3 protein-coding genes are annotated in these 2,200 nt (G+C 59.2%); all 3 read left to right on the top strand.

Translation table 11 applies throughout. The features are described from left to right. Positions 1 to 184 (top strand): hypothetical protein (locus AC1DPR_RS31600; protein WP_477817981.1); only part of this gene is annotated, 184 nt, incomplete at its 5' end. Between the two features lie 55 nt (positions 185 to 239). Further along, positions 240 to 1,475, top strand: a complete 1,236-nt coding sequence (locus AC1DPR_RS31595; protein WP_477817980.1) for a hypothetical protein — start codon at positions 240 to 242, stop codon at positions 1,473 to 1,475. A gap of 317 nt (positions 1,476 to 1,792) precedes the next feature. Beyond that, a partial coding sequence (locus AC1DPR_RS31590) for a hypothetical protein (RefSeq protein ID WP_477817979.1) occupies positions 1,793 to 2,200 on the top strand: 408 nt, incomplete at its 3' end.

Here is a 2,200-nt window from a genome sequence, read left to right as displayed (position 1 = left end):
TCTCCAGAATATAGTCGCAAGATTTCAAGCCGTGCAGGACGCAAAATTGAACCTCGCAGATGCCTACTGGGAATCAGGTCACGAGACCATCTCCTCGCGGACATATCTCGAGTACTACGAACATGCAATCAACGAGGGGATTCAGGACATCCCAGAACGAGTACTTGAACGGAAGGCGAAGTAAGACATGAGGGAGCGTGTTATGAACATGATGGACTTCACTGCGGCGGGTGGGACCGATGCCTATTGATTTCCGACGCATCCCGCCCAAGACCGTGGTGCCCGAGCTGCCACGATGGTCAGTCACGAAATGGACAGCGCTCTTCGTCGCCATCGTTGGTGGCGGAGCAATCCTTGCGCTCTATATGTGGCCTACATCCCGACCGACTGATACCGCTTGGTTTTGGGTTCGTATCGTTGGTTATCCGCTACTTGCATGGATATTCCTCTGGAGCACTACGCTGGCAGGCGCACATGCCCGCCGCAGCGTTGCCTTCGCGAAGAATGAAGTGAGTGAGCGATACGAGCTGGCATGTCATGCGCAAGCAAGCAGGCCGCTCGCACTCCTCGGGCATGCCTGGCGCTTTTCTGCCGACGATATGGAGAACAACGTCAACGCAATTGTCGCAGGCGACGTCGGAATGGCGGCACGAACTAGCGCCGCATTTCCAAAGTCCGCAACGACAGCGCGCTGGATCGCCATTCCAGAAAAGCCGTTCTATCCGGGCAACGAACTCTCGGAACATTCCCGGCATGAAGTCATTTCCGGCTGGTTGATAGACGATCTCCTCGACCCATTGCGCGGCGATCTCGGAAGGTTGGCCCCTGGCACACGCGTACGCGTTCGACCGATTGTCGCGTCGTCCCTGGCGCCCGAAGAGGTATGTGCGGGTATAGGAGAAAGACTTCGGGATTGGTTCCCTGACCTTTCCATAGCCATGTCGAAGGAGAYCGACGCGCTCACGTTGTCCAACATCGACGCGTGGGCCGATGATCTTTCGCCAGCCCAAGCTCAACTGCTCGTCGCAATCCAACTGCGCCGGGCAATTAGTGAAGAGCTCCCCGAATGTTCCGCGGAAGCCGGTGTCGCGCTGCTCATCGGTCCACCATCCGATGACGTGTCGACTGCCGCCGGACTGCATCTGCACCGGCCCGCCATGGGCGATGCGACATCCGCAAGTGAGGTCAGTGCTTTGGCGACCCGATGGGGCCGGAGCAATGCCACCGACATTGGCGTCGTTTGGAGCAGTGCATTGACGAGCGAAGTCATGACACAACTCCGATCGACATCTGTTGCAGGTGACAACGCCACCTGGATCGATCTGCACAACACCATTGGTGACTGCGGCTACGCGGCGCCGTGGTTAGGTGTCGCGCTGGCCGCCGACCGAGCTGCACGGACGGGATCCTCCCAACTCTTTATCGCCCAGGAAGGCGACCAAATCACCGCACTTGTGTGCCGCAAGCAATCATGAACTCATCCAGGTCGTCAGGTGTGACGATTTACCTTCGACTCGCGATACTCGCCCTCTTCAGCGCCGTGGGCGCTGCGGTTTGGTTTGAAGGTGCGCGGCTCGGCTTGTCGCCGCTCCAAGCCAGAATGGCAGTCGGTGCCTTGGCGACAGCATGCGTCGTATCTCTGATCCTCGCTAGCTATTACGAGTGGGTCTTGCTCAAGGTACAGGAATTGCACGCCCGACTCGGGAGGCCCGATCAAGCGAGCGACCCGCAGATGAAGAGTTCCTCGCCCCCCTCTCGGGGCGACATCGCACAGGAGAGCGGGCTCCACGCGATGGTCAAAGCGCTTCAAGAGGAGCAACGTGACTGGCGCTATCACAAGCCGTGGTTCCTGCTCGCCGGCGATGCGCTAACAGTCAACCGCCTGCTTCCTGGACTTGTTCAGCAGGGCTGGCATAGTTCCGACGCGGCGGTCCTCTTGTGGAATCAAAGCAGCAAGGGAGGTGAACCTGACGCAGCACGGCTCAAGCAACTTCGGAGACTACGCCGTCGCCGTCCGCTCGATGCCGTCGTTATTGTGAGAGAGGGCACTCCCGAGAGCCAGAAGCGATGTATCGGCGGATTCGGTCTTTCGCGCATCGCCGAGCGTCTCTACTGGTCCGCGCCCGTCTATACACTCGAGGTCGCTCAGGCACCCGCCACTGATAAGCCGGTCTCGGTTGTTGGCTTCGACCTTCCCGCT

The sequence above is a fragment of the Rhizobium sp. 01T417 genome (assembly GCF_056398905.1).
The sequence above is the reverse complement of the archived record's forward strand: the minus strand, read 5'-3'. Positions and strand labels throughout refer to the sequence as shown.